Raw genomic sequence first — 547 nt, 5'->3', positions numbered from 1 at the left:
AGCGGCTTTGGCGCGGAACTGTCGGCCTTGGTGCAGGAGCGCTGCTTCTACCATCTCGAGGCGCCGATCGAGCGCGTCACCGGCTTTGACACGCCGTACCCGCACAGCCTGGAATGGGCGTATTTCCCGGGCCCCGTCCGTATCGGCGAGGCGCTCAAGAAAATCATGAAAGACGCATAATGGGGCTTTTGTCCCTCCCGTTCGTGTCGAGCGAAGTCGAGACACCTGCGTCTGCGACGGGCTTCTCGACTGCGCTCGAAGCGAACGGTGATTTCCAGGCATGGCGCGCGCAAAACACCGCCGCGCACAAGCAACCGGGCTATGCGATCGTCACGATCAGCCTGAAACCCACCGGCGGCATCCCCGGCGACGCCACCGCCGAGCAGATCGACCTGATGGCCGATCTCGCCGAGCGCTACAGCTTCGACGAACTGCGCGTGACACATGCGCAGAACATCGTGCTGCCGCACGTCCGCAAGGCCGATCTTCACGCCATTTGGCAGGCGCTCGACGCGGCGGGTCTGGCACCTGCCAATCTCGACCTGAT

At 63.8% G+C, this 547-nt stretch carries 1 protein-coding gene and 1 pseudogene; both read left to right on the top strand.

What is annotated here, in order from left to right:
* Positions 1 to 180 (top strand): transketolase C-terminal domain-containing protein (locus tag AACY08_RS28425; protein WP_339472427.1); only part of this gene is annotated, 180 nt, incomplete at its 5' end.
* A pseudogene (locus tag AACY08_RS28420) lies at positions 180 to 547 on the top strand (nitrite/sulfite reductase); the annotation flags it as partial. The gene AACY08_RS28425 and the pseudogene AACY08_RS28420, both read left to right, overlap by 1 nt.

Source organism: Pseudomonas sp. EL_65y_Pfl1_R83, from assembly GCF_963970695.1.
GTDB classification, from domain to species: Bacteria; Pseudomonadota; Gammaproteobacteria; order Pseudomonadales; family Pseudomonadaceae; genus Aquipseudomonas; species Aquipseudomonas tritici.
Note: the sequence above shows the minus strand (reverse complement) of the source record. Positions and strands in the feature narration are given on the sequence as shown.